This is a genomic window from Chrysosporum bergii ANA360D, assembly GCF_029891735.1.
Classification (GTDB): Bacteria; Cyanobacteriota; Cyanobacteriia; order Cyanobacteriales; family Nostocaceae; genus Umezakia; species Umezakia bergii.
Map to the genome: position 1 here is coordinate 1 of NZ_JANQDH010000078.1, position 25,249 is coordinate 25,249.

At 41.2% G+C, this 25,249-nt stretch carries 22 protein-coding genes and 1 pseudogene; 11 read left to right on the forward strand and 12 right to left on the reverse strand.

Translation table 11 applies throughout. The annotated features are described in order from the left end of the window. The 6 genes from NWP17_RS11715 to NWP17_RS11740 form a co-directional block, all read left to right on the forward strand. A partial coding sequence (locus tag NWP17_RS11715) for a VWA domain-containing protein (RefSeq protein ID WP_280655087.1) occupies positions 1-462 on the forward strand: 462 nt, incomplete at its 5' end. Between the two features lie 83 nt (positions 463-545). Next, on the forward strand, positions 546-941 hold the full coding sequence (locus tag NWP17_RS11720; protein WP_280655088.1) for a salt stress protein, Slr1339 family: 396 nt from the start codon (positions 546-548) through the stop codon (positions 939-941). Positions 942-1,050: 109 nt separating this feature from the next. Beyond that, entirely contained in the window at positions 1,051-1,554 is a 504-nt protein-coding gene (locus tag NWP17_RS11725) for a 2TM domain-containing protein (RefSeq protein WP_280655089.1), read from the forward strand. A gap of 72 nt (positions 1,555-1,626) precedes the next feature. Next, positions 1,627-1,860, forward strand: coding sequence for an SDR family oxidoreductase (locus tag NWP17_RS11730; RefSeq protein WP_280655090.1), 234 nt, complete (start codon positions 1,627-1,629; stop codon positions 1,858-1,860). Between the two features lie 103 nt (positions 1,861-1,963). Then, positions 1,964-3,502 carry a bifunctional phosphoribosylaminoimidazolecarboxamide formyltransferase/IMP cyclohydrolase gene (gene purH, locus NWP17_RS11735; protein WP_280655091.1) on the forward strand — a complete coding sequence of 513 codons (1,539 nt, stop codon included), beginning with the start codon at positions 1,964-1,966 and terminating at the stop codon, positions 3,500-3,502. A gap of 239 nt (positions 3,503-3,741) precedes the next feature. Continuing rightward, positions 3,742-4,500 carry a thioesterase II family protein gene (locus NWP17_RS11740; protein ID WP_280655092.1) on the forward strand — a complete coding sequence of 253 codons (759 nt, stop codon included), beginning with the start codon at positions 3,742-3,744 and terminating at the stop codon, positions 4,498-4,500. Between the two features lie 72 nt (positions 4,501-4,572). Here the strand turns inward: NWP17_RS11740 and NWP17_RS11745 are convergent, their stop codons facing one another. The 3 genes from NWP17_RS11745 to NWP17_RS11755 form a co-directional block, all read right to left on the reverse strand. Next, positions 4,573-5,259 carry a manganese catalase family protein gene (locus tag NWP17_RS11745; protein WP_280655093.1) on the reverse strand — a complete coding sequence of 229 codons (687 nt, stop codon included), beginning with the start codon at positions 5,257-5,259 and terminating at the stop codon, positions 4,573-4,575. 213 nt (positions 5,260-5,472) lie between these two features. Further along, positions 5,473-6,855 (reverse strand): oxygen-independent coproporphyrinogen III oxidase, encoded by a 1,383-nt coding sequence (gene hemN / locus NWP17_RS11750; protein ID WP_280655136.1) that lies wholly within the window; start codon positions 6,853-6,855, stop codon positions 5,473-5,475. Between the two features lie 361 nt (positions 6,856-7,216). After that, positions 7,217-8,059 (reverse strand): DNA adenine methylase, encoded by an 843-nt coding sequence (locus NWP17_RS11755; RefSeq protein WP_280655094.1) that lies wholly within the window; start codon positions 8,057-8,059, stop codon positions 7,217-7,219. Between the two features lie 196 nt (positions 8,060-8,255). Between NWP17_RS11755 and acsF the strand changes: the two genes are divergently transcribed. Together acsF and NWP17_RS11765 are read left to right on the forward strand one after the other, a co-directional pair. Continuing rightward, the gene (gene acsF / locus NWP17_RS11760) at positions 8,256-9,332 is read left to right on the forward strand and encodes a magnesium-protoporphyrin IX monomethyl ester (oxidative) cyclase (RefSeq protein ID WP_280655095.1); all 1,077 of its coding nucleotides are present in this window, start codon (positions 8,256-8,258) and stop codon (positions 9,330-9,332) included. Between the two features lie 137 nt (positions 9,333-9,469). Next, on the forward strand, positions 9,470-11,503 hold the full coding sequence (locus tag NWP17_RS11765) for a monovalent cation:proton antiporter family protein (protein ID WP_280655096.1): 2,034 nt from the start codon (positions 9,470-9,472) through the stop codon (positions 11,501-11,503). On the opposite strand, the gene NWP17_RS11770 is transcribed toward NWP17_RS11765, so the two are convergent. Further along, positions 11,495-11,710: an Hfq-related RNA-binding protein gene (locus NWP17_RS11770; protein WP_280655097.1), complete on the reverse strand. Its 216-nt coding sequence runs from the start codon at positions 11,708-11,710 to the stop codon at positions 11,495-11,497. The genes NWP17_RS11765 and NWP17_RS11770 overlap by 9 nt on opposite strands. Positions 11,711-11,854: 144 nt before the next feature. On the opposite strand from NWP17_RS11770, the gene dapF reads away from it, so the two are divergent. Further along, positions 11,855-12,694, forward strand: a complete 840-nt coding sequence (gene dapF, locus NWP17_RS11775; RefSeq protein ID WP_280655137.1) for a diaminopimelate epimerase — start codon at positions 11,855-11,857, stop codon at positions 12,692-12,694. 147 nt (positions 12,695-12,841) lie between these two features. On the opposite strand, the gene ychF is transcribed toward dapF, so the two are convergent. The 8 genes and pseudogenes from ychF to NWP17_RS11815 form a co-directional block, all read right to left on the reverse strand. Beyond that, complete coding sequence (ychF, locus tag NWP17_RS11780; RefSeq protein WP_280655098.1) at positions 12,842-13,933, reverse strand: redox-regulated ATPase YchF; 1,092 nt, start codon at positions 13,931-13,933, stop codon at positions 12,842-12,844. Positions 13,934-14,148: 215 nt separating this feature from the next. Further along, a pseudogene (locus tag NWP17_RS11785) lies at positions 14,149-14,760 on the reverse strand (hypothetical protein). Positions 14,761-14,856: 96 nt separating this feature from the next. After that, complete coding sequence (locus tag NWP17_RS11790; protein ID WP_280655099.1) at positions 14,857-16,260, reverse strand: serine hydrolase; 1,404 nt, start codon at positions 16,258-16,260, stop codon at positions 14,857-14,859. 193 nt (positions 16,261-16,453) lie between these two features. Next, positions 16,454-17,194 carry an RNA methyltransferase gene (locus NWP17_RS11795; protein ID WP_280655138.1) on the reverse strand — a complete coding sequence of 247 codons (741 nt, stop codon included), beginning with the start codon at positions 17,192-17,194 and terminating at the stop codon, positions 16,454-16,456. Between the two features lie 224 nt (positions 17,195-17,418). Next, a complete protein-coding gene (locus NWP17_RS11800; protein WP_280655100.1) occupies positions 17,419-17,850 on the reverse strand; it encodes a thioesterase domain-containing protein in 432 nt (143 codons plus the stop codon). Positions 17,851-18,071: 221 nt separating this feature from the next. Continuing rightward, entirely contained in the window at positions 18,072-19,067 is a 996-nt protein-coding gene (locus NWP17_RS11805; RefSeq protein WP_280655101.1) for a DnaJ C-terminal domain-containing protein, read from the reverse strand. A 70-nt stretch (positions 19,068-19,137) separates the two neighbouring features. Next, the gene (gene dnaK, locus NWP17_RS11810) at positions 19,138-21,219 is read right to left on the reverse strand and encodes a molecular chaperone DnaK (RefSeq protein WP_280655102.1); all 2,082 of its coding nucleotides are present in this window, start codon (positions 21,217-21,219) and stop codon (positions 19,138-19,140) included. Positions 21,220-21,751: 532 nt separating this feature from the next. Next, on the reverse strand, positions 21,752-22,807 hold the full coding sequence (locus NWP17_RS11815) for an NAD(P)/FAD-dependent oxidoreductase (RefSeq protein WP_280655103.1): 1,056 nt from the start codon (positions 22,805-22,807) through the stop codon (positions 21,752-21,754). Between the two features lie 113 nt (positions 22,808-22,920). Between NWP17_RS11815 and NWP17_RS11820 the strand changes: the two genes are divergently transcribed. Both NWP17_RS11820 and NWP17_RS11825 read left to right on the forward strand, forming a co-directional pair. After that, on the forward strand, positions 22,921-23,763 hold the full coding sequence (locus NWP17_RS11820) for a YaaW family protein (protein WP_280655139.1): 843 nt from the start codon (positions 22,921-22,923) through the stop codon (positions 23,761-23,763). After that, positions 23,760-25,064 (forward strand): O-antigen ligase family protein, encoded by a 1,305-nt coding sequence (locus tag NWP17_RS11825; RefSeq protein ID WP_280655104.1) that lies wholly within the window; start codon positions 23,760-23,762, stop codon positions 25,062-25,064. The genes NWP17_RS11820 and NWP17_RS11825 overlap by 4 nt, the downstream gene beginning before the upstream one ends. Positions 25,065-25,249: the final 185 nt, after the last annotated feature.

Below are 25,249 nucleotides of genomic sequence, written 5' to 3' on the forward strand. Positions count from 1 at the left end.
GACGGCATAACAGTATATTTATTTTCCGGCAGATTCAAACGTTATGACAACGTTACATCTCATAAAGTAACACAGATATTTCAAGAAAACGACCCATCAGGTTCCACAGACCTAGCATCCGTCTTGCAAAATGCAACCGATAATTACTTTCAACGCAAAAGCGCCGGTCAAACTAAGCCTAATGGTGAAATCATCTTAGTAGTCACTGATGGCGAACCAGACGATCGCAAAGCCGTCATGAAAGTAATTATTGAAGCTTCCCGCCGCATTGATCAAGAAGAAGAACTAGGTATTTCCTTCATTCAAGTAGGTACAGACCCACAAGCTACCCGCTTTTTAAAACTCTTAGACGACGAACTGCAAAGCGCAGGCGCTAAATTTGACATATGCGATACAGTCACCATGGACGATATGGAAGACATGACTTTAACCGACGTGCTACGTAATGCCATTACGGACTAGCAAGGGCTTTTTTAGTAGTAGGATTTTGAACTTTTTTAATTTTTATCGCTCCCCATTTACACCGTGACTCACTAGTAAAAAAAATGGATTCTGTAGATAAGCTGCTAGAACAAATCAAAGCTGAATATGGTCAGCCCCAAGCCGCAAAAACACAGCCTGAGAAAAACGCAGCCAAGTCATTTAGTCCGCAACCAGCTAAATCTTCATCTATAGTAGATAGCCTTTTGGCAGAAGTTGCAGCAGATTTTGCAGCACAAGATGAAAAAGAAGAATTAAGAAAACAGCAAAAACTAGAACAGGAAAGAATTAGACAGGCGGAAATTAAAGCCGAACAATTAAAAGCTTTGAAAATGCAAGCAGAAGCATGGTTAAAGAAATTAGATCCGTTTTCTGCGGAAGGTCTTTGGTTTGAAAAATTTGCCCAAACTTACCCATCAAAATTAGATGCAGCTGTTGAATATTTACAAAGCAACCAGTAAGAGCGGGTAAGATGGCCAATTGATCAGAAAAACGACAATTTTTCTGATCACCAAACCCAATCTGAATAATAATCTAAAATCTAAAATCTAAAATCTAAAATCTAAAATTATGACACCATTAGAACCGCAAAACCTTAGTTACTATAGCCAAGAAGATGTGCAGCGAATTCTACAATTAGCGATCGCTCGTCAAGTTAATGAGCAAAATAAGGAATTTTCTTATGAGCAACTGTTGGAAATTGCCAAAGAATTAGATATATCACCCCAGGATGTAAATATAGCAGAAAATGAGTGGCGATCGCAGCATAGCGAAATACAACAGAAACAAGCTTTTAATGCTTACCGCCTGGGAAAATTTAAAAAACGTGTGGGCAATTATGCAATTATTAACAGTTTTTTGATGCTACTGGATCTAGTGGGTGGTGGTGGGCTTACTTGGTCATTGTATTTTTTACTATTGTGTGGATTGACACTAGGCCTAGATATTTGGAATACATTTGAAACTAAAGGTGAAGAATACGAAATAGCTTTTAAAAAATGGCATCGTCAACATCAAATTAAACAAACCATTAACACAGTAATAAACAAATGGTTTAAAGCCTTACAAATTTGAAGTAGAAAAATTGTTTTACAAATGTAAATGATCGTCTTGTAGCATAAAAGAAGAGGCTAAGGGTAATTAACCATGCAACTAAAGCCAATTAATCAACGTACTGATGAGGCGAAGTCAGCAGATGCACCAGACAATGTTTTTACAGCCGTTACGGATTATGACAAAATAGAGGGGGATTTTAAAAACCTAACAGTACCCAGTTTCTTGGATTGGTGGGATATGAATCCTAAATTTAAATGGGGGGCTGTGGTCCTGGGGGTTTTGAGTGTTGCAGTGTTTCTGGCTGGGGGGCGAAGGATTAGCTAATGAACTACAGTTTTTTAGTTGATTGTTTGGTCTTGAAGTGAACCCGTCCTTGTGTAAAACTGGGGATCTTTCGCTTCACAGGTAATATTTGAGGAAGTAAAACATGGCGCGTCTAGCACTGCTGAGTGTATCTAATAAAATTGGTATTGTTGACCTAGCTCGTTGCTTGGTGGAAGAATTTGACTTTGAATTAATCAGCAGTGGGGGAACTGCCCAAATTCTCAAGGATGGAGGGCTACCAGTGACGAAAGTGGCTGATTACACAGGTTCACCGGAAATTTTAGGTGGTCGAGTCAAAACTTTACATCCTCGCATTCATGGGGGAATTTTAGCCCGGAGGGATGTTAGCGAAGATTTGACAGATTTAGAAAATAACCAAATTCGCCCAATTGATTTAGTGGTAGTTAATCTTTATCCGTTTGAGGAAACTATTACTAAACCAGGGGTAACATTATCTGAGGCTGTGGAACAAATTGATATTGGTGGACCGGCCATGTTACGGGCTGCATCGAAAAATTTTACCCATCTGACTATGTTGTGTGACCCGGCATACTATGGGGAGTATTTACAGGAGTTGCGGCAAAATAAAGGCACTACATCTTTGCAGTTTCGCCAAAAATGTGCTTTAAAGGGTTTTTCCCATACGGCTAGTTACGACCAAGCGATCGCAGCTTACCTAAGTAAAGAATTTCAAGATACCCTACCCCAACAATATCATCTTTCCGGCGGTCAATTACAATCTTTACGTTATGGTGAAAATCCCCATCAACCAGCAGCCTGGTATCAAACTGGTACTACTACCACGGGATGGGCTGCTGCCACCAAATTACAAGGCAAAGAACTGAGTTACAATAATTTGGTTGATTTAGAAGCCGCCCGCAGCATTATTGCTGAGTTTACCGACACCCCAGCAGCAACGGTGATTAAACACACAAACCCCTGTGGTGTAGCGGTGGGAAGTACCCTAGTGGAAGCATATCAAAAAGCTTTTAACGCTGATTCTGTTTCGGCTTTTGGTGGCATTGTGGCACTTAATCGCCCCATTGATGCAGCCACAGCCCAGGAGTTAACAAAGACATTTTTAGAATGTGTTGTTGCACCTGGTTGTGAAACTCAAGCCCAAGAAATTTTGGCGGCTAAATCTAAACTGCGGATCTTGACCTTAGCAGATTTAACTACTGGACCTAAAGAAACAGTAAAAGCGATCGCTGGCGGTTTTCTCCTCCAAGCAGCTGATGATCTTATGGCTGATACTAGTAAATGGCAAGTAGTCACGGAACGTCAACCCACCTTTGAGGAGTTAGCCGAGTTACTGTTTGCTTGGAGAGTTTGTAAACACGTCAAATCTAATGCCATTGTGATTACAAACCATGGCACTACCCTGGGTGTGGGTGCTGGTCAAATGAATCGCGTTGGTTCAGTGAAAATTGCCTTAGAACAAGCCGGGACAAAAGCCCAAGGTGCAATTCTCGCCAGTGATGGATTTTTCCCTTTTGATGATTCTGTTAAAACAGCCGCAGATGCCGGTATTACTGCCATTGTCCAACCAGGGGGCAGTTTGCGTGACCAAGATTCTATCAAGGCTGCCAATCAACTGGGTTTAGTAATGGTGTTAACTGGTGTCCGCCACTTCCTACACTAATATTTGATTTTTACGGCTGAAATTGTGACAATTAAGAAACTGTCACATATTAGACTTGCTTTTTGAGTCAACAACACTATATTCTATTGATGTGTGAGGAGCAAGTTAAAAGTAAAAAGCGTTTGGGGTGGAAACACGGCAACACTCCCAGGCGCTTTTTAATTCTTGTCTACCTCCGTAGCAATCAGGGGATAATACATTTATATTAATATTACAATATTACAATATTACAATCTGATATGAACTCTACTAAAAATCAAAATCCCTGGCTAGTATTGCCTCGACCCAATCCTCAAGCAAAATTACGTTTATTTTGCTTTGCTTATTCCGGAGGAGGAGCTTCGATTTTTCGGCAATGGTATCAGCAGTTAAACCCACAAGTAGAAATCTATGGAGTGCAGTTACCGGGAAGAGAAACTAGGTTAATGGAAACACCTTTTAATCGTCTCACACCTTTAATCAATGCACTGGTACAAGCAATATTGCCAAGTTTAAATCAACCATTTGCTTTTTTTGGTCATAGTCTGGGTGGTTTAGTATGCTTTGAGTTAGCACGTTATTTGCGCCTAGTTTATCGTTTAAATCCATTACATTTGTTTGTCTCTGGTACCAGCGCCCCTCATGTTCGTGATACAGACCCACCCATTCATAATTTACCCCAGTTAGAGTTTATAGAAGAGTTACGCCGTTTAAACGGTACACCAGAAGAAGTATTAGCAAGTCCAGAGTTACTAGAACTGATATTACCAACTTTAAGGGCGGATTTTGCCGTTTCCGAAACTTACACTTATACCAAATCTGCCCCATTATCCTGTTCTATTACCGCATTTGGAGGTCAGGAAGATACAGAAGTTAGTCAAGAGAAGTTAGCAGCTTGGCAAGAACTAACAACTGGTGAGTTTTCCATGGAAATACTACCGGGAAACCATTTCTTTATTCATTCACATCGCCAAGAATTATTAAGTTTACTATCAAAATATATGGCGGGTTACATCTAACTGATATCCACAGCCCCAGCTATGACAAAGGCTGTGTAATATCTAAGATATCTTAAGATATCTTAAGTTATCTTAAGATTTGCTTTTTAGGGGGTTAGCAATGTATTTGAATGGTGGCTCTGAGTTCCACGGACCGCGCTCATCTTTGCCGTTGGTAGATAAGTTATAATAAATATCAACGGTTTCATCAGGCTGAATACTACCAAACAATGGCTCAGTTAATTTACCCAATGAATCTAAAGCTTTCATAAACATCCGAGTATGAGAAACTTCTCTGGTTAAGAGATGAACCAAAGTCTCTTTAGTTCCTTTATCTGTGGTCAGCTTAATTAGTTCTTCGTAAGTTTGACGTGCGCCGGCTTCAGCTGCAATATTAGCTCTCAAATCCCGCACTACATCTCCACCTTCATTCAAATAATTTGCTGTCCAAGCAGTTCCTTGACTATCTAGAAAGTGAGGTCCCTTACCTCTAACAGCAAAGAGAGTGCTTTTATATGCCTCTGTTTGATCAACATTTTTAGTATGAGCTTCAATCAGTTTACCAACCATTTCTAGATGGCTAAATTCCTCCAGAGCAATGTCTTGGAGCATATCTCGAATTCCGGCATTTTCCACATGAAATGATTGTACCCAATATTGCAATGCTGCTGATAGCTCTCCAGTAGCTCCGCCAAACTGCTCTAGCAGTAATTGAGCAAAACGAGGGTTAGGCTCAGAAATATTGACAGGGTGAATGGGTTCTTTTTGGTGGTAAAACATAATATACCTCTGAGAAAAATAGTCTCAGCAAGAGATGCGTCATTGTGTACTAAATTAGCAGTGCTTCTCTACGAATATTTCCCCCACAGGAAAGATTCATTAAACCCAAAAGGGAGAAAAAATTTTATGTTGTCATTTTATGAGTTTATAGTTTATAATATATCTAATCAATACCTAATTAAATGGGGGGCAATTTCAGTTGCCCTCGATTTCTCAAATTGTCCTGGAAAATCGCTGCTGTGTGGTTTGATGATAACTATCAAATATAACAGCAATGTTTCTGACTAGAAGCCTACCGATATCTGTCACTTGGATCTGGTTAGTTGATATCTGAAGGAGTTGATCGGCTGCTGGTGTTGCTAATGCTTTTAGCTCATGGCTAAAATATTCGTCGAAACAAATATGATATTTATCTTCAATATCTTGCTTGTTGAGATGAAAGTGAGACATAATCGACATGATGACATCTCTTCTGATCATGTCGTCTTGACTAAGTTTAATACCCTTACTAATGGGTAAAATATCAGTTGCGATCGCCTGATAATAATTCTTTAATGGCTTGTGGTTCTGCACATAAGCATCATTTAGCATACTGATGGATGTAGCACCAAAACCTAATAGTTCTGTTCCCCCGTGGGTGGTGTATCCCTGAAAGTTACGCTGGAGGGTGCGATTTTGTTGGGCGATGGCTAGTTCATCATTATGTTTGGCAAAATGATCCATACCAATAAATAAGTATTTATTACTGGTTAGTTCCTCAATGGTCATTTTGAGAATTTCTAACTTTTCCTGGGGTTGAGGTAATGCTGCTTGGGGAATATTTTTTTGGGCTGGCTTCATCCAAGGTACATAGGCAAAGTTAAAGACAACAATTCGGTTAGGATCTAATTGAATGGTTTTTTTAACTGTTTCTTGAAATGTCTGGAGAGTTTGATGAGGTAAGCCATAAATTAAGTCTACATTTACACTGTCAAATTTGGCTGCTTTAATCCAACTCATGACATTAAATAACTGTTCTTCTGGCTGGAGGCGATTCACAGCTAGTTGTACTTGGTGGTTAAAATCCTGAATCCCAAAACTAATGCGGTTAAACCCTAACTGGCGGAGAAATAAAATATATTCTTGATCAACATAACTGGGATTAATCTCAATGGAAATTTCAGCTTGTGGATGAATGTTGAAGTTTTTAGTGATATTTTCCCACAAGAATTTGATTTGATGATGGTCTAAATAGTTGGGTGTACCACCACCCCAGTGAACTTGTAATACTTGTCTATGTGGATCAATCAAGGTTACCATGTGCTTGATTTCTCTGATTAAATGCTCTAAGTAAGGTTTGGCAATATTCTTGTTTTGGGATATTACTGTGTTACAGCCGCAGAAGTAGCAAGCAGTTTCACAAAAGGGAATATGGAAATATAAAGACAGGGGGGATTTTCGGTAATTAGAGGCGGCGATCGCCGCGTGAAAATCAGTTACAGTAAATTCTGTATTTAACTCTGTGGCGGGTGGATAACTCGTGTATCTGGGTGCAGGAGTATCATATTTTTTGATCATATCCAGATCAAATTTAACACCAGGCAAGACAAAAACCATCAAAACCTCCAAGAAACTGCGATCCGCTTTATGCAGCGTGGCGGAAATCAAACTGCCAATAAATTATAATCTTGCTGTTGTCTAGTATAGAGAGTAGCGGATGTGGATGATGTGTTTACCCCAACCAAATAGGTTAAATGATCTGAAATGGTCGGACTTTTTTCGGTTTGCCCTGCTCTCACAATATCATTTAACTATCAATATTTGTATAACTAGAATTTTATTAAGTTTTCTTTAGGTTTATCTGATTTATACCCCAATATATTTACTCATTGTTTAAAGATAAATTTTGTTAAGTTGTTGTGCAGCTAACTTCAATAATCTGTATTTCCTAAAATCAAACCAAGTTTTAACCTTCCCCTCACACCACTTCCATGATTGGATGCAAATTGTATGATTCAACAGGATAGTTAGTGATAAAAAGCTCCTTGCCTTTTTCTGCCTTCTCCTGTTTGTAATTGTTCATCCCGTATTGCAACTCCCATTTATAAATATAGGCAAAAGAAAAGTGATGCTGCACTTGTTCACAGTTATCGTAAGTAATCAACCATTTATGTGAACACTCCGACATCAGTTTGGCAAAGCGAGAATGGTCAAAACAGGTATGCAAATCACCTCTCTTACCATAGAGCTTAGATTGAGTTTTGCTGAGATAAGGTGGATCTAGAAAAATAAATACATCTTCCCCAGGTTCAGTAAGTAGGGTGCTGTAGTCGAAGTTAGTCACACTGGTATTAACAAAGCAACCATCCAAAGCTGCTAATCGCTCAATCGAAGAGTCTGTAAACCGACCTGTGAAGGAAGCACCAGAGTAACCGCCACTCTCAATGGTTCCGGAAAAGGTGATCCGGTTAAGAACAAAGAACCGCACAGCCCGCTCAAGTGGAGTCATATTACTCGGATCTGCGGCGGCGAGAGATTTAAACAAGGCGCGTCCATCTGTTGTCTGATTTTTTACTTTCCAGACTGACTCAACTAGCTCTGGTAGATTAATTTTGACCTGATGCCAAAAGTAATACAGTTCTGGGTTGAGATCATTTACCCAGCAGGGCATACTAGGGTACTTCTGTAAAACATGAAAAAATACAGCACCTCCACCAACGAAAGGTTCACGGAATTCCTTAAATGTAGGAGGTAGATAGTGAGCAATTTGAGGAATTGCCTTTTGCTTACCGCCAGGATAACGTAATGGACTTTTAAACATAGGTCATTAGGTTAAATGCACATGGCTAGTACGTGGAAAAAATAGCCGATCATTTTAAATGGACTCCACAAATATCCAAGTGTTTGGTAGTAAAAATCATTTTTTGTAAATTAATTTTCATTAATTTAACTGATGTATTATTATGATAATTTATGCTTAGATAAATATAAAAAGGTTAAACATTGTAAGCGGACTCATGGTTAAGTCTCTCGAAACTTCCGACCCTCAATTACTGAAGCCGGGAATAAAAGCACCTGTTCAGGAAACATTGTTAACACCTAGGTTTTACACTACTGATTTTGAAGCAGTGGCAAATTGGGAAATTTCCGCCAATGAGACTGAGTTGCAAGCGGTGGTGCAAGAGTTACGTGCTGACTATAACCGCCATCACTTTGTCCGCGATGAAGAGTTCCAACAAGGTTGGGATCACGTTGATGGGGAAAAACGTCAGGCTTTTATTGATTTTTTAGAGCGTTCATGCACTTCAGAGTTTTCTGGGTTTTTGCTGTTTAAAGAATTATCCCGGCGACTGAAAGCTAAAAATCCTCTCTTGGCTGATGCTTTTAATTATATGGCTAGGGATGAAGCACGCCATGCGGGATTTCTGAATAAATCCATGGCAGATTTTAATCTGTCTCTAGATTTAAGCTATTTAACCAAACATCGCACATATACTTTTTTTCCGCCAGAATGGGTAATTTACACAGTTTACCTATCGGAGAAAATTGGTTATTGGCGTTATATTTTAATTCATCGCCATATCCAGAAACATCCGGAATATCAATTTTATCCTTTGTTCCGTAAATTTGAGAGTTGGTGTCAGGACGAAAATCGACATGGGGATTTCTTTAAAGCATTACTGCGATCGCAACCAAAATTATGGAACAATTGGAAAGCGCGGTTGTGGGTGCGGTTCTTTTTGTTAACTGTATTTGTTACCCACACCGTCACAGTGTTTGAACGAGCAATGTTTTATCAAGCCATTGGTATACATCCGCGCAAATACAACAACAGCGTAATTCAAGAGACCAATAACACTTCCGCCAGAGCATTTCCCATCATTTTGGATACTAATCACCCGGCGTTTTTCTGGCGACTAGAACAATGTTTCATCCATACCCAGAGACTGACAGAAATTAAAGAAAGTAGAGGTTTCTCATTGGTCAAATTCTGGCAAAAAATACCCCCCATTTGTGGGATTATTTACCATATGTTGCGGCTATACCTAATCAAGCCCATTGATGCTGAATCAATCCGCGCCACGGTTCGTTAAACATAAAATGGCTTGTACTTTCTCAGATTCCCGACGAGTCGGGAATCTTCCGGGAAAAAATCATCAGCGCTCACTCCCCTGTTGATGTAAAAACTTTGTATCCTAAATTCAATGGGGTTTAGTTTTTTGAAAAATTTGTGCAGGAAGATTTTAGACTAATCGTTGATTTAGTTTCAGTTCTCGCCGTCGCCGCTTGTGGTGGACTGTTGGCTTCTCTTTTACGCCAACCTGTACTGCTAGGCTATCTCATGGGCGGGATGATTGTGGGACCGGCTGGACTGGGAGTGATTAAAGAGGTTATTCAAGTAGAAACTCTAGCTCAGTTCGGGGTTGCTTTTTTATTATTTGCTTTGGGGGTGGAGTTTTCTTTTGCAGAACTCAGGAAAGTTAAGGCCATCGCTCTGGGGGGTGGTGGGTTACAAATTGCTTTAACTATTTTATTTACCGTTGTGGTGTGCGGAATCATAGGTACTGGGGAAGAACTACCGGCTAAAGGTGTGTTTTTAGGAGCTATTTTATCTTTATCTTCCACAGCCGTAGTCCTCAAGTGTTTAATGGAACGCAACGAAACAGAAACCCCCCACGGACAAGTAATGCTGGGGATCTTGGTAGTCCAGGATTTAGCATTGGGATTGATGATTGCTGTATTACCAGCCCTACATCAACCAGGGGAAACTATTGTTATGGCTGTGGTGACAGCGTTACTGCGGTTGGCTTTATTTGCTGGAGGAGCAGTAGTAGCGGGGATTTGGCTGATACCGCCTTTGTTACGAATTCTGGCCCGCACTGAAAGCCGAGAATTATTTTTATTAGGGGTGGTAACCCTGTGTTTAGGTATTGCTCTACTGACGGAACATTTAGGGCTATCTATTGAGATGGGGGCGTTTGTCGCTGGTTTAATGATTTCAGAGGTGGAATATGCTGACCAAACTCTAACTTATGTGGAACCAGTGCGAGATATTTTCGCCAGTTTATTTTTTGCGGCTATTGGGATGTTAATTGACCCGGTGTTTTTGTGGAAGAATCTAGAATTGATTTTGGTATTGGTGGCGCTGGTATTTGTTGGTAAGTTTTTAATTATTACTCCTTTAGTAAAATTGTTTCGCTACCCCTTGAAAACAGCCTTGATTGCTGGGTTAGGACTAGCTCAAATTGGGGAATTTTCCTTTGTGCTGGCTAGTGAAGGACAGGCTTTAGGATTAGTTTCTCGGCGGGTATATTTGCTGATTTTGGGAACTACAGCAGTTACACTAATGCTGACTCCCTTTCTGTTGCGATTAGTACCATTTTTATTTAACTTTGCTGAATCAATACCCTGGCTGCAACCATATTTAGAAGAAATTTATCCCCGAGATGTCTCAGACAATGTACCTTCAAAAAGTCATGTGGTGGTTTGTGGTTATGGGCGAGTAGGTAAGAATTTGGTGAAGTTATTACAAAAACATAATTTCCCTGTGGTAGTTATTGATCAGTCAGAAAGAAGAATACAGCAGTTACGGGAAGAAGGTGTACCTTATGTGATTGGTAATTGTGTGAGTCTTCATGTTTTGGAAACCGCCGGGGTTAACAATGCTAAAGGTATGGCCATCGCCCTTCCTGACCCCATGAGTACCCGTCTGACTCTCAAACGTGCTTTGGAATTGTGTCCGGAGTTAGATTTGGTGGTGCGGGCTACCCACAATAAAGATATTGAGGTGCTTTATCAGTTGGGGGCGAAGGAAGTAGTTCAACCAGAATTTGAAGCAAGTTTGGAAATGGCAAACCATTTATTAACTAGTTTGGGGTTTTTATCGTTTGTGGTGGAACAGGAAATGAAGCAAATCCGCAATGATCATTATTTAGCGTTGCGACCAGAACAAACTCCATTAGAAGTTTCTCGGAATTTGCAAAAAGCTACCCGTGATTTAAATCGCCGTTGGTATACTCTACCATCTGGTTCACCCCTGATTGATATGAGTCTAGCAGAAGCGGATATTCGCTACTTAACGGGGGCAAGTTTGATGGCTATTCGTCGTGCTAATGGCGAAGAGATAGATTATCCTAATGGACAAACTAAATTAGAAGAGGGCGATCGCTTGCTGGTAGTGGGAGTATCTCAGGAAATAGCCGCCTTAGAAGAACTTGCTCAAGGAAGGGTGGCTGTTCCTAGGGGAAACAACGCTTTATTGTGAGTGGAAGTAGGCGATGGCTTGTTTCCAAATGGTTATTTGCTGATTTTGCTCATTGACAATACAAACACAGTTGTGATCTTGCCAGCAAATCTTTCCTTTGAGTAGATCACCGTTGACTAGTTTCCACTCTACCACTGTTTTTTGTTTAATTAGTTCTTGTAGTTGTTTAATGCTGGGTAGTGAGGTGTCAAATTCAGTTGTAGCCATTTTTAGTAATGATGGAATAATTAAAAAAGTAGTAAATCAGATTTGGTATCGGGTGGGGACTAGGGAAGAGTTTTCACAAATAGTCCATACCTAATACAACGGTCAATGCTATGCTCTAATCATTAATAATTCATCATGGCAAAAATGACAATTGAATTTACTAAATATCATGGCTTAGGCAACGATTTTATTTTAGTTGACAATCGCGCTTCCTCATCACCAGTGTTAACTCCACTGCAAGCTGTCCAGTTGTGCGATCGCCACTTTGGTGTTGGTGCTGATGGTGTGATTTTTGCCTTACCTGGAGAAAACGGTACTGATTATACCATGCGGATTTTTAATTCTGATGGTTCAGAGCCAGAAATGTGTGGTAATGGCATTCGCTGTTTGGCAAAATTTCTGGCAGACTTGGAAGGAGAATCGAGAAATCAGAACTCATATCGCATTCATACTTTAGCTGGTGTGATCACACCTCAACTCATGGCTGATGGTCAAGTTAAGGTAGATATGGGTTTACCTAAATTACTAGCTGGGGAAATTCCCACAACTGTCACTGCTGGTGATACCAAAGTAGTTAATCAACCTTTAGAGGTAGCGGGAAAAATTTGGGAAGTTACCTGTGTTAGTATGGGTAACCCTCACTGTATAACTTTTGTGGAGGACTTGTCCGCTATTGCTTTAGAAACTATCGGGTCTAAGTTTGAACATCATCCAGTTTTTCCTCAACGTACAAATACGGAATTTATTCAAGTGGTTAGCCGAGAGTATTTGAAAATGCGGGTGTGGGAACGAGGCGCGGGAAGTACATTAGCTTGTGGTACGGGTGCTTGTGCTGCGTTGGTGGCTGGTGTATTAACTGGAAAATGCGATCGCGTGGCGACGGTGGAGTTACCTGGTGGTTGTTTGCAAATTGAATGGTCAGAATCAGACCAACGAATTTACATGACAGGACCAGCCCAAAAAGTATTTACAGGTAATTTGTAAAACTTTATTGGCTTTCCGATAGTACATTCCATGATTTTGAACTAGTAACTATAACTAATTTTCTTCCTTAGTGCGACGGTTTTGGGGCTGTGTTAAAAAAAAAGCCGTCCTTTTGGGACGGTTTTTAAAGACCCGTCCTTCTGGGAACTATACATTAAAGCGAAATAACATCACATCCCCTTCTTGTACAATATATTCTTTGCCCTCACTGCGAACTAAGCCTTTTTCCTTAGCAGCATTTAAGGAACCATGTGTAACTAAATCCTCATAAGCAATGGTTTCAGCGCGAATAAATCCCCGTTCAAAGTCCGAGTGAATCACCCCAGCAGCTTGGGGCGCAGACATTCCGGCTTGAATTGTCCAAGCACGGGTTTCTTTTGCTCCAGAGGTAAAATATGTCCGCAAACCCAACAGAGTGTAAGTAGCACGAATCAAAGATTTTAAACCGCCTTCCTCCACACCTAAAGATGCGAGAAAATCAGCCTTATCTGCTTCTGGTAATTCCACTAATTCTGCTTCCACTTGTGCGGAAACAATCACAACTTGGGCATTTTCAACGGCTGCAACTTGCTGGACTTGTTGGACAAATTCATTACCTGTTGCTAATTCATCCTCAGACACGTTAGCAGCGTAAATAATCGGTTTATTGGTTAGTAGTTCCCATCCCTTGATTATCTCTGCTTCTTCTGGAGATAAACTCACCTGACGGACTGATTTACCTTCATTTAAAGCAGCAGCTAATTTTTCTAACACTGTGATTTCAAACTGTGCATCTTTGCTGGTACGGGCTTGTTTACGGGTCCGTTCAATTCGCCGTTCAATTTGCGCCAAGTCAGATAAACCCAGTTCTAAATTAATGATTTCCATATCTCGCACTGGGTCAATGGAACCGGCGACGTGGATAATATCGTCATTTTCAAAACAGCGCACCACATGGACAATTGCATCAACTTGGCGGATGTGGGACAAAAATTGATTACCTAGTCCCTCTCCTTGACTTGCACCTTTAACCAAGCCGGCGATATCCACAAACTCAACCCGCGCTGGTATAATTTGTGCAGAAATAGAAATTTTAGCCAAAACATTTAAGCGCTCGTCCGGTACTGAGACAACGCCCACATTCGGTTCAATGGTGCAGAAAGGAAAGTTAGCAGCTTCTGCTTTGGCGTTAGCAACTACAGCATTAAATAAGGTAGATTTTCCAACGTTGGGAAGTCCGACAATTCCGGCTCTTAGCATTTTCGATAGGAAAGAATGGTAAGGTACTAGTTAATTTAAACAGGTTTGGGTATGGTTTGGGCAATGGGGGCTGGTAGTGGTCTAGAAATAGTAGTAACCATTATAGCGGTTTTCAGGCTGATTTTGGCGCATCATTAGCAAGCGGGACCTGTACTGAGCGCAGTCGAAGTATGCTCGCGCTACAATACGATCATTTACATTTGTATCTCAGGTGTTTAATAAATGCTATAACCCTGAATTCCTTGATACAAAATAGCTAAAATTTTGTTTAATTCCTTAATGTAATAATTGTTTAAATCAATAAATATAGCTGTTTTTTCTAATTTTAAAAACTTCCAAATATCTCCGGTTGTTACTGCTCCATAAATTGTTGTAATTTCATTACCTTCCTGTTCATTAAACAACTGGGCTGCTAACATGGCGGCTGCACATTGACCTAATCCACCTTTAATATTTTCATTTTTAGCTTCTACTATTATAATTACTGGGGCGTTAATTGTTAACTGTTCTTTAGAAAGACTGATAACAAAATCACAATAACCATTTAAGCCTTTTTCAACATCAACATTAAAATCTGTACCGGAAAATAAACTAATTTCATAATTGGCTTTACGCCTTAATTCTAATAAAATTGGTGTAATAATCATTTCGGAACGGGCTTTTTCAGTGTTGATTGCTAATGCCAATCCGGTAGTTTATTTTAAAGTGTTGGTTAATTGCTCGGTGATTACTATCGGCTCTACAGTAGCAAATAAGTCTGTTTGTTCATCAATTGTAATGTTAAAGTTTTTCCTAAATTTAGTTAAGCTAAAATCGCTATAAGCCATTTTTATTACCTCGATTTTCAGGAATAGATAGGGAATTTATAGGCTCAAAGTTGCTTGAATAAATTATTCTAAAAAAATCAACTAATTCACTAGAACTTATCTTGAGGTAAAACTGCCGATGTTTTGAGATGTGGGTGGGTTCATAACCGGATTAGGGGGAGTATTCTGGCTGAATTGTTCATAAGCAGCGCGAGAAATAGAGCTAATTAATTTTTCTGCTTGGGGGTCATTGTTAGAGCGTTGTATCATCACAGCAGCGATGTAGCGCTTACCAGTGGGGATATCAATTAAACCCACATCAGCCAGCATGGTGGCAATATCACCTGTTTTATGGTGTATTCTTGCACCTGCACCCAAACCAGAAGGTAACAGATGATTTCGCTCGGTGCGGCGCATAATATCTAAGATTAAATCACGCGATCGCATACTGACTAAATTACCTTGATTGACCATAGCCACCAAACTTGCCAATTCTTTGGGGCTAGTGGTGTTTGTTCCTGCTAAATCTGGCAGAGGATTGCGAATAGCTGTGGCTGAAAGTCCCCAGGTTTGAAAACGTTGATTCAGTGCTTCTATACCTCCTAGTCGAGCAATGAGCATATTAGTTGCTGTGTTATCGCTGGTGGTACTCATGAGTGTAGCCACTTCCAAGGCGCTGTACTGAGTACCAACTTGTTGGTATTGCAGATTTCCTGACCCACTAGCCACCATATTTTTTTCCATGGTTAGCATTTCATCTAGGCGCACTTTACCGCCATCCACATCTTGGAAAAAAGCCATGAGAATCGGCACTTTAATTGTACTAGCCGCAGAGAAATTGGCGGAGCCATTCACATCTATATAGCCACCAGTATCTAAATCTACCAAAAAAACGCCTGGTGTGACATTGGGGTTTGCAGTTGCCAAATTTTGTACAGCATTTTTCAATGGGGTAATTTCCTGGGTTAAATATATGCCCGGAGCATTAGGGATAACTTGTGGCTGATGTTGCCCTAAATTATGTGATTGTGCCGGGGAATTACCAGACATACGAGTAGCAGGGTCGAACACTGACAACATTGTGCCGACGATGGCACCAAGACCAACTCCCACAATTAATAAGCGCAGTGTATATAACATGGTTCTGGCCATTGGCTTTAAGCGGGTTTTACGGGAAACTCGCCTGACCAGTTTTGGTGCTGCTTGTTTCTGTACCTGCACGGTTCTCAGCTTGGCTGTATTGGCATTCCCTGGCTGTTTAGTTCCATTCACATACCGAAGGGGTTTGACAGATGCCGGCATCACCAGCCCTGATTTTGACTTCCCTAACCGGGTAGGAGGCTGGGGGGGCTTTATGTTATCGTTCAGCCGGGTTAAAGCTGTTTCTTTGCTAACAGGACGCTGGTTTGGTGGTACTTTTACTTTTTTCTTGCCCACTCTTTGGCGTTGACTGCGACGCTGACGGGGATTTGTGGGTTGACCCGGTGAGAAATTTCTGAGTTTTTTACTTGACTCTGACACTGTTACTCCTTGTGAATTACTGATACATTTATTTATGCGATACACAGCGATAATATATCGCTTTGTGCAACAATAATTAGTATCACTTGTGAAAGTGATATAGGTATCCCAAAGCACCATTAAAGTTGAGTAACTTTTTTGTGTTTAGTTTAGGCCATATTAACTATTTTGGCAGGGATATTTAAAGCATGAATCATAAGTTGTCATGATTACCCTGACTTTTCAATGCCCATTGTATTTGTCGCAAAATTCCCCGCAGCATGGCTACTTCCTGGGTTTGCAGGTGAGCGCGATTGTACAATTGCCGAAATTTAGCCATGCGACTAAAGGCCGTCTGGGGATACAGATAACCAATATCTAGTAGTAAAGATTCTAATTGCTGGTAGTAGGTTTCTACAATATCCAAAGATGCCAGTTCAGTTCGGCTGGGGGGTGGGGTTGTTGGTGGTGTTGTCTGTTGTGCTAGTTCATAGCAGCAGATCCCCACGGCTGAAGCTAAATTCAACGATGGATAATTGTCACTGGTGGGAATGCGAACAAATCGCTGGGCATAATTTAATTCCTCATTGCTTAAACCCCGGTCTTCTCTACCAAAAATTAATGCCCCTGGTTCATCAGGTGACTCTAGTAACCAAGGTAAGGCCGTGCGGGGATGTTCTAACGGTGTTTCCCCATCACGTACACGAGCCGTAGTGGCGATCGCTCGGATACATCCCTGTAATGCTTGTGGTAATGTAGTTACTAATACTGCCGATTCTAAAATTTCCTTGGCATGAACTGCCATTTTCAACGCTTCTTCCGCCTGTGGACTGCATCGGGGATTGACTAATACTAAATTATGTAAACCAAAATTTTTCATTACCCTAGCAATTGACCCCAGGTTAATAGGGCCTGCTGGTTCCACTAACACAATTCTTAACTCAGCCAATCCCATTTTTGCCTCCATTTCCACCTAAAAATAGTTTATCTTTTATGTTGGGCAAAAAATATCGAGAAAGTGCATATTCTAAATTATATTACAGGGGTAGTCAGTCATAAGCTGTTACGAATTTAAGTGGTATAACCGTAGCAGGGAAAACTTGTACTGAGCGTAGCCATAGTATACCCCCCCCACAAGAGTTTTATCATTTATATCCGGCATTAACAGCTTAACCCTATTTAACCCCCCTGTGCTTGGTGGAGAGATGCTCTCAGGTGTTGAGCCAGAACCTGAACATGAGGCTCACGCATTATAGAAATGTGATTACCAGGAACAGTATGGATTTCCACCTCTCCATCAGCAAACTGATTCCAACCCCATCCTTGACTCCGGGAAGAATCATCTTCCATCTGAGGATCTACCTCCTCAGCTAGGAACAGAGTAATTGGTGTGGGAGAATTATGTTGTGGTAGGTAGTTAATTTGACATTGTGTTTTATAAACTTGTAACAAGCCACGAAGTAATTTTGTATCTGTTTGACCAGGGAACAAGCCAACTACTTCTAACTGTTGTTGCATATAGTTAATTTGCTCCTCTGGTGAGAGACCAACTAAAGCCTGGTGAGATATTTCTATATTTACTCCAAAAGCTTCCCCAAAATAACTACTCAACAGCACTGTGGAAAGAGTTTAGTTTTGTGAAAGAATTAAATTCACACCCTTGTCAGTCTGCAACTGAAAGAGTATGGCAAGCAATCCAGAGATTTGCATAAAATTGCCCAGAATCGCTGATGTGGGCTACGCTTAAACTGGCGATCGCCTCCATCAACTTGCCACATTAAGTAAATTTATTTATATTTATGTATAAATATGTAAGATTATAGTCACTATACTTAACCTATTAAATCAGCCCGGGGTTTAAAGGATTCTATTTCCCGCAATTTTTGATAAAGTTCCCGTTCTTCAGAGGTGAGATTTTTGGGAGTGACAATTTGAATTTCTACTAATTGATCGCCACGTTGACCGTTGTCGTTGGGGTAACCTTTATTTGCTAAACGCAGTCTTTGACCAGTCCTTACTCCTGGGGGGATAGTCATTTTTACTGGACCATCTAAAGTAGGTGCTTCTACTTGTCCCCCTAAAACTGCTTCACAGGGAGTCACCGGCACTTGGCAATATATATTCAGACCATCTAATTTAAATAAAGGATGGGGTTCTACGGTAATTTTCAAATACAGGTCACCACCATTAATACCTTGATTGCGTAAGCGGATAGTTTGACCCGTCACCATACCTGGAGGCATATTAACTTCTAGCGATCGCCCATCTTCTAGGCGAATACGTTCTTTGCCCCCTTGATAAGCTTTTTCCAATGGTAGAGTTAATCTAGCTTCAATATCCCTGCGGGGTGTGCGCGGTGGGTTTTTAGGAACTGTATATTCCACCCTAGTTTTAGGAGAACGAAATGGGTCTGTATTAGTGCTAGTACCCTCATTTCTACCATCTTTGCGATTGCCTATACCAACAACTTGATTAATAAAGCTTTCAAAATCAGAAAATTGACCCGGATCTACATCCTTAGTGCTAGCACCACCATTTCCAGAACCAGACCAGCTTTTTGATTTAGGTGTTTTGTTACCCACAAAGCCTTTTTGCTTCCAGTAGCGGCTAAACTGGTCATACTGCGATCGCTTGGCAGCATCAGAAAGAACCTCGTAAGCCTCACCGATATCTTTAAATTTTTCCTCTGCTGCTTTATTCCCGGGATTGAGGTCTGGGTGATATTGCCTTGCTAACCGCCGATAGACCTTTTTAATTTCTTCTCCGGTAGCATTTTTAGGTACTCCTAAAATTTCATAGTAATCGCGAAAATTCTGCAAATTTTGCATAGTTCAGTTATTAAACTTTAATTTTAGATGTTGGTAATGGAAAAACAAAAAAAATCACCATCAGCAATGACTACAACCAATCATCGTCATTATCATCCCAGTTATCTTGATAACTGGGTCGAGTAGGTTGGCGAGAAGAACGGTTGTCGTAGTTAGGGGAACGGCTATTTCTGCCGTAATCCCTATCGTAATTTCTGTTGTAGTTTCTGTTGTAGTCTTTGCCATAGGAATCACGTTCACGATATGTATCACGGGAAAAATCGCCTTCCCGTTCCCTGTCACCTCCCGTAAAAATGTCACGAATTGCCCCAAACAGGTCTTCATCTTCGTCATCAGCGTAATACTCACGCACTTCCCGATTTAGCTGATATAAAGCATCTTGTAGGTCTGCGTAGGCTTGGTCAATGCCGCGATCTTCATTTTCTTGTAGACTTTCACGCAGTTCCCGACAAATACTATCAATTCGCTGGCGGCGACTACGGGCAAACTGCATACCAAATTCCAATCCCACTTCTCTCAGTTGGCGTTCTGCTTGTAAAATTAGAGCCTCAGACCGGGTACGCTTTTCTACTCTTTCTTTGCGTTCTCGGTCAATATCCGCGTATTTTTGAGCATCCTGAATCATGCGATTAACTTCTGATTCGCTCAAAGTGGAAGCGCCTTGAATGGTGATGCTTTGTTCTCTTCCGGTGGTTCTATCTAAAGCTGTTACCTGCAAAATACCGTTAGCATCAATATCAAAAGATACCTGTATTTGAGGTATTCCTCGCGGTGCTGGGGGGATGCCATAGAGCTTAAACCGTCCCAGTGACTTGTTATTCACAGCCATTTCCCGTTCCCCCTGGACTACGTGAATTTCCACAGTATTTTGGTTATTTTCTGACGTAGAAAAAATATCAGAACGACGCACTGGGATAGTAGTGTTACGGGGGATCAGTTTTTTCATCACACCGCCAATAGTTTCCAATCCTAAAGATAATGGTGTAACGTCCAAAAGCAGCACATCTTTGAGTTCACCTGCCAGAATACCCGCCTGAATAGCTGCCCCTATTGCTACCACTTCATCAGGATTGACATTTTCGTTGGGTTCTATACCAATCAAGTCTCGTACCAACTGCTTTACCATCGGCATTCGTGTAGAACCGCCAACTAGCACCACTTCTTCAATATCTGCCGGAGAAAGTCCAGAATCTTTAAGTGCCCGCTTCACTGGTGTACGTACACGTCCCAGCAAATCAACACACAAACCTTCAAATTGAGAACGAGTGAGGCGAGTTTCCAGATGTTTAGGACCATCTTCTGTGGCTGTGATGAAGGGTAAGTTAATCTCCGTGACACTGACAGCTGAAAGTTCAATTTTTGCCTTTTCTGCTGCTTCCATGAGGCGTTGTAGAGATTGTCTTTCCCGTCTTAAGTCCACCCCTTCAGCCTCCAAAAATTGCTCTGCCAACCAATCTACTATTTTTTTATCAAATTCATTACCACCTAATTGTGTATCTCCACTAGTGGCTTTAACTTCAAAAATGCCATCACCCACCTCCAAAATTGACACATCAAAGGTTCCACCCCCCAAGTCAAATACCAGGATGGTTTCAGTTGTACCCCGGTCTAATCCATAAGCCAAGGATGCGGCGGTGGGTTCATTGAGAATCCGCAACACTTCCAAACCAGCAATTCTGCCAGCGTCGCGGGTGGCTTGTCGTTGAGAATCATTAAAATACGCGGGAACTGTAATTACTGCCCCTGTTACTGGTTCCCCCAAATAGCGGCTGGCATCGTCCACTAATTTTTTCAACACCATGGCTGAAATTTCTTCTGGGGCGAAATCCTTTTTCATGCGGGGACAGGGAATATTAATATTACCTAATTCGTTTTTGCGGATAGTATAAGGCACACGCTTTGATTCTGGGGTCAATTCACCATACTGCCGCCCAATAAAGCGTTTAACTGCAAAAAATGTATTTTGTGGGTTAAGAACCGTTTGCCGCCTTGCCATTTGGCCAACCACTCTTTCACCCTCTTTGCTGAAGCCAACAACAGAGGGGGTTGTTCGCATTCCTTCTGCATTGGCAATCACCACCGGCTTGCCACCCTCCATTACGGCGACTACTGAGTTGGTTGTACCCAAGTCGATGCCGACTACCTTGCCCATGCGTTACTCTTCTCCTAGCGTGTCTTGTACTTTGATTATGATTATGCAGGACTACTTCTAGCTGTTGGCTATGTTATGAAAACACCTCTATGGTATGATAATCATGGTTACGGTTAAAAGTAGAGGAGTTCCAGCTTGAGGAGCTAGTTGCAATACTAGGATAGCATTTTGACATACTCACCGATCTAGAAGGTCGGTAATTCTTGACGGTTCACTGCAACTTGCTACCGAAGTAGTCTGACATTCGCTCCCCGTCTGTTTAAAGTCGTGCCGATGCCCCATGCAGACTAGTCTCGCATTATAACACACTAAAAAGCCGTCCTTCTAGGACGAGCTTCTAATCCCATTCTTTTGGTCAACGGTAAGTGTTTCCAAGTAGCCTCTAATCTTGTCTGGCAAATAATTGGCTTAACCGTTTCTACAAGTTAGGAAATCCGCCCTCGTCAATAAAGGGAACAGGGAACAGGAAAAAATCAATAATTAATATAAATTAACCTAAATTAACCTAAATTAACCAAGTTTTGTTCAAAAATCAAATAGGATTGCTATAGATGAAATCATCCGCTAAAGTTTCTCCAAAATCCAGATCAGGTAGAGGTAGTTGGGCTAGGTGATGATTAATTTCCACAGATGCAGCCAGCCCAGAAATGATTGCGTCTTCCACGAGATAACCACCACACCAATCACCACAACACACTAAAGGCGGAGAAGTTTTACCCGATAATACAGAATTAGTCCAGGGACGGCTAGGAAAAGCGTAACGCCAACGATGTACCTGCATCCATTCTGGTGTTGTTAGCCAGGGAAGGGCTAAAATCTGGGCTGCTTGTTGCAACATATCTTGTGCAACTAATTCTAAATCTGATGATTCTAAATGAAGTTGGGCAAAATTAGCGCTACTTTGCAACACAAACACAGGTTGCTGAGGATGGGGACGTTTGCTGCTATCTAAGCCAATCCATCGTAAAATAGGATCATCGGGAAATTTTTGATCTTGCCAATGTGGTAAAAGCTGGGATGTGGCAGGACATCCAACCATGGCACTAATACAGGCAGAAAATTCCACAGCACTCAGATTTTCTAGAAAACCTTGATCTAATACACTTCCCCCCAAGGGTGCTAAGAGCGTCAAAGCTTGGGGGGCTGGGATGGCCATAACCAGGGCTTTAGCTGTTAACTCTTCCTGACTTTCCAGAGTCAGACACCAACTATTTTCTAATGTGTGGTTAATAGCTGTGACACGTTGATGCAGTTGGATTTGTAAACCTTGGGCGAGAAACTTGGCGATGGCGCTCATCCCCCCAGGTGCAATATAACGGGGTGCTGATTGGGGTTGAGTCTGATTGTTCCACACCTGTAGAATATGGCGATCGCATAACAAATCCACCAAATTTCGGAATAATTCACCTTTAGGCTTTAAATAACAAGCCCCATGATCTGCCCAAGTTCCATATAAACGGCGGGTGGCGACTCTTCCCCCCAAACCACGGGATTTTTCCACAACTAACACCGAATATCCAGCTTTAGTTAACCGTTGGGCGCAGATTAAACCTGCCACGCCGGCACCAATTATTGCAATATCAGTCATAATTTATTCGTGATTATCAAGTAGACAGGCGATTCATAACTAATGACCAATAACCAATGACTGCTAATAGTAGAATAAAGTACATAAAAGCTGCACAAAGGGAGGAAAGTCAATTGGATGAGCTGAGGGCGGCACTAGAATTAGCAACAGAAGAAGAATTACAGGACTTAACAGCAATTTTGTTTAGTCGTAAATTCAATCCCCTTGATTATATTCGCACACCTGAACCGATTGAAGTGCAAAGCCAAAATCACAAGGCTTGGCTAGATACATTAGAAAATCGTTTTCGGTTTTTAGCAGCAGATGGGATAACTGTATTGCGGGGACGTACCAGTCAGGTAACTTATCGTCAAGCGTTAATTCAAGTATGTAAATATTTGAAGATTCCCTACTCTACCGCACTGACAACCGTTGATTTAGAGGCAGAGTTATTTTTACATCTGTTAGGACAGGTGTGGAAAAAATTGCCAGAATATGAAAAGCAAAAATTAAATCAGCAGATACAACGTCAACTTTCCCAGTCACAATTTCCACAACCACTACCACTTTTACTACAGCGAGATTCCGTTGAATTACTAGTTAAAGGTGGTAGTGCCTTGGCATTTACTTCTATTATTCAGCCATTAGTACTGCAACAAATAGCCCGTCAATTTGCGATCCAATTTGCTAAATATCAATTAGCTAAACAAGCAGTAATTGCAGGTTCTCAAGCAGCTACTACCCAACTTAAAGGCTATGTAGCACTACAAATGGCGCAACGGGGTATGATGATCAATGCCGCTCGTTATGGGGCAGTTCGCAGTATTTTTACTTTAATTGGACCAATCATGTGGACTTGGTTTTTTGCAGATTTAGGATGGAGAGCGATCGCCACTAACTACGGTCGCATTATCCCCACCATATTTGCTTTAGCGCAAATTCGTCTCACCCGTGCTGAATATTGGGAGCCAGCTTGAAATTAGCTTTTAACCATCCCAATCCTCGCTTACAAACCCCTTGGAATCTTACCCAAATTGGACTCCTGATTTTTCCCCTGAGTCCATTTGTAGGGGGTGTCAGTATATTTTTGGCAGTATTAATCACCTGCCAGAAACAATACCGCATAATTATCCAGCGTCCACTTAACTGGGGATTTGCTCTATTAACTGTATTACTGCTCATTAGTTCTAGCTTTGCCTATGACAAAACACAGGCTTTTTTGGGCTTATTTAATTTCATACCATTCTTTTTCGCCTTTGCAGGTCTGGGTACTCTAATTCAGACAACCGTCCAATTACAGCAAATAGCTAGTATTTTCGTCATTGGTTCTGTACCAGTGGTGATTATGGGCTTTGGGCAAATGTTTTTGGGTTGGAGTTTTCAGGTACAGGTTTTGTGGATTTTGTTAGATTTAGGCATTACTCCCGGCGGATCTCCCCCAGGACGCATGGCTTCTATCTTTATGCACGCCAATCTCTTAGCTGCTTATTTAGCCATCACTTTGACCCTGGGATTAGGGTTGTGGTTACAGCAATCTTGCTCAATCAATAAAAACACACACAAAAAACCTGATTTTTTATTTTCAACAATATTACTAATCACAATCTTTATCGCGCTGATTTTAACTAACTCACGCAATGGGTGGGTGCTGGCTATACTTGCTTGTTTGGCTTACGCACTTTACCTGGGTTGGTATCTTATTGTGGGTAGTGTTATTAGTGTAATTACTAGCATACTTTTAGCAGCATTCGCTCCGTCACCAATTGCTCAAACTTTGCGCCGATTTGTTCCGGCTTACTTTTGGGCAAGGTTAAATGATCAAATGTATTCAGATAGACCCCTAGCCTTAATGCGAACCACTCAGTGGGAATTTGCTTGGTCTTTAACTCAGCAGCAGCCCTGGACAGGGTGGGGCTTACGCAGTTTCAGTCCCATCTACAAAGCTGAGATGCACATTGATTTAGGTCATCCCCATAACTTATTTTTGATGCTGTCAGCTGAAACTGGTTTACCTAGCGCACTTTTATTTTTTGCCTGTCTGGCTTGGATCTGGTTTACAGGGGTGCAATTCTGGCGAAACTCCCAATGTTTAGCCAAAGGAGATAAATTGATATTTTTTAGTTATCTTGTGGTTATGGCACAATGGGTAATATTCAATACTGTAGATGTAAGTATTTTTGATTTGCGGGTCAATACAATTTCCTGGTTATTATTTTCCGCACTGTGGGGAGTGACCCATTACAACACTGAGAAACAGCTAACCAAAAATCACCAATGACCAATGACTAACTAAAGCGAAGCGACCATTGTTCCCTGTTCCCCCTATTTTGACCAAAAGAATGGGATGAGAGCTAGGTCCTTCTAGGGCCGCTTTTTAGTGTGTTATAATGCAGGAGTAGTCGGCATAGAGCATCGGCACGACTTTAAACGGACGGGGAGCGACTGTCAGACTACTTCAGTAGC